Below are 2,647 nucleotides of genomic sequence, written 5' to 3'. Positions count from 1 at the left end.
TTGCTTCTTATTATAAAGCTTGATAATCATGTTCATTTCGATTTCCGGGGTGGCATTTTTAATCACCGCCTTCTCTTTCTCATCCATGAGTCCGGTATAAAAGCTCACACAGGATCTGTATAGTGTATTGACAACGATACAGATCGCGAATATTAATCATTCAGCAATCTAAAATAATTTAATAAAAATCTTGTAATTGCCTATAATACAAGGTATAATCCCATAATAGGACATTTTATGGGGTCATTGCTATGGTTGCTTCAATAAAATCCTGCTACTCATCATCGCTAGGCATTCCTCTTTTTAATGATTCTCCCCTGAAAGGAGATGACTACGACAAGTTTCTGAAGAATTCAGAGGACTTCCTTACATTGCATACCTGTGTAACTAATGCAGCGAATAGCGATCTTCTTCAGGAGTACTCTGAGTTTGCCAGAGAAATGAGGGATAACAAGAGAGCCGAGAACAACCAAAAAGTCTCGGCCAACAAAAATCTCGGAGCAGGTTCTTATCCTCCGGACATGATGCTGACCATACTGATTCTGAAAGAATATAGGAATGTTGACTTTGATGAAATAGCCATGAGCTGTCTGTATGACCTGAGAATCCGCATAGCTCTGGGAATTGAGGCTCTTGATCTTCCGGTTCCAACAAGGCAGATAATCATCAATCACAGTAATTACGCAAAGGCTTTTAACCAATACAAAACCGATCAGCTGGGCAAGCCCTACAGTATTTTTAACGTTCTTCTCAGGAACCTGGGTGCCTCCGCTATCAATTATTTTGGCAAGGACAATTACACTGGCACGGTCAGATTTGACTCCACTCCTACAGGTTCAAACATTGCTCACAAGACCAGAGTCGAAATAGTTATAGACGCCCTGGAATATTTTCTCAAAGGACTGAGCGTTGAGCAGCTGTCATTGCTGAGCATTACCAAAGACGAACATTGGATCACGGTGCAGAACATTATAGGAATTGGCGGAAAAAGGATTTCCTACGATACCAGCGATAATGGCAAGGCTGTTCTGAATGTGCTGGGATATGTCATGCAATCCATAGTGACTGACGTCCGCAATCATGTTATCGGAGAAACGGATCGTTATCCGCTGCTGGAACGGGTCTTTGTCGATCAGTATGATAACGAAGGCAAATCGATTGCTCCGCGCCGGGGACAGGATATCAGTCCCGATTCCCTCCAGAATATCAATGATCCCGATGCCGCATACTCAAACAAATACAAGCCGATTCAGGGAGAGGTTACCAATGTCTCTGAAATAGTCGCAAAGCATGAGACGGTAACTGATGAAAACGGAAATGAAACCAAGATACAGAAAGCTCCTCATGTATTAACCGGCATTGAGGTTGACAGAGCAACAGTCGGCGATACCAAGTTCGTTGATGCCAGCATTGACAGCGCAAAGGAGGTTGGCAATGCCTGCGGCCATGAAATTACCACCGCTCTTGGAGACGGCGGTTATGACTGTCCCGATGAGAAGAGAGAAGAACTGAAAAAGAACGGCACGACACTGGCAACGACTGAACTTAAAGGAAAGGAATCTGCTTTCACATACGCCATGCAGGATGACGGCACCGTTCTTGTTACTGATAAAAACAACCCGGAAAACACCTGCATTGCAGTGCCGGTTAACACCAGAAACGGAGTCAAAAAATGGAAGTTTGAAACCGTTGATGAGTCTGGCAAAGCAAAGCAGCATATCATTACCGAGGACAGCTTCAGGCGTCAGGAAATCCGGGAAGAACAGAAATCCCTCCCCGCTGATATCAGAAAGACCCGTAACAATGTTGAGGCGACGGTCAGAGAAATAAAACGAGGATGGTACAACGGGAAGGTAAGATACCGAGGAATAATCTCGATTCTTACAGGTCTTTCAGCTAAGGCAGTGGGAATACAGGTTAAAAGAATTTGCAATTTCTGTCGAAGGAACGGGAGAGATCTGTCCGAATTACGTAAAAATTGGAAATAAAAGGTAAAATTGAGGTAAAAACACGAATAAATAGGTACTGTTACGATATTTTTGGGCTGAAGTACCAAAAATAATTATACCCATAGGCATAAATTTTCAAAAATCAGTACGAGTTTGGAAATTTTGCAGATCGTGGGTAGGGTGTGGGTGTGTCGAATTTGGAGCTTTTATACTGGACTCATAAAATTGGAATATGGGAGCTTATGCTTATCGGCAACGTCATAGTAGGCCTTGGGATCAATGCCGGCGCCTTCGTCAAAAATAAAAAAAGGCGAAAAGCCCAGGGTGTATTTGTTAACTGTGTATTTATCCTTGCTGTTGGTTCTGCTGAAGATATCCCTGCTGGTGCATACGCCAAGAATATTAAAACTTATCATATTTCCTCTTTAATCATCTGAAAAAAACAACAACGCACCGGGACATGCTCCCTGCCGGACAGAAAGCCAGATTACCTGAATCTTATGGAATTCACCCGGGATCGCACTTTAAAAAGCGGGGTATGCTTTTACCAGCGGCTTTTGGTGCCCGGCTTCCCGGTATAGGGATTTACATTTCCTTCCACCGACCAGTTATTGTTGTGGTAGCCATCCCGGCCCGAGCGATGATGGGGAGCTACATAGGTGCCGTTACTGCGGTAATATCCCTTTACCTGGGAAGTC

General features: G+C 43.7%; 2 protein-coding genes. One reads left to right on the top strand and one right to left on the bottom strand.

The features are described 5' to 3' along the window. The first annotated feature begins 251 nt into the window (after positions 1-251). Positions 252-1,988, top strand: coding sequence for a transposase (locus tag ACJROR_RS09100; RefSeq protein ID WP_406546826.1), 1,737 nt, complete (start codon positions 252-254; stop codon positions 1,986-1,988). Positions 1,989-2,155: 167 nt separating this feature from the next. Here ACJROR_RS09100 and ACJROR_RS09095 read toward each other — a convergent pair whose 3' ends face one another. After that, on the bottom strand, positions 2,156-2,365 hold the full coding sequence (locus ACJROR_RS09095) for a hypothetical protein (protein ID WP_406546825.1): 210 nt from the start codon (positions 2,363-2,365) through the stop codon (positions 2,156-2,158). Between the last annotated feature and the right edge of the window lie 282 nt (positions 2,366-2,647).

It is taken from the genome of Succinimonas sp. (assembly GCF_045225735.1).
Taxonomy (GTDB): Bacteria; Pseudomonadota; Gammaproteobacteria; order Enterobacterales; family Succinivibrionaceae; genus Succinimonas.
This window is presented reverse-complemented; position numbering and strand designations above follow the sequence as displayed.

What these genes read in the sequence shown, in the direction of transcription:
- ACJROR_RS09100 (WP_406546826.1), top strand. Translation starts at nt 252, where the DNA reads ATGGTTGCTTCAATAAAATCCTGCTACTCATCATCGCTAGGCATTCCT.
- ACJROR_RS09095 (WP_406546825.1), bottom strand. Translation starts at nt 2,365, where the DNA reads ATGATAAGTTTTAATATTCTTGGCGTATGCACCAGCAGGGATATCTTC.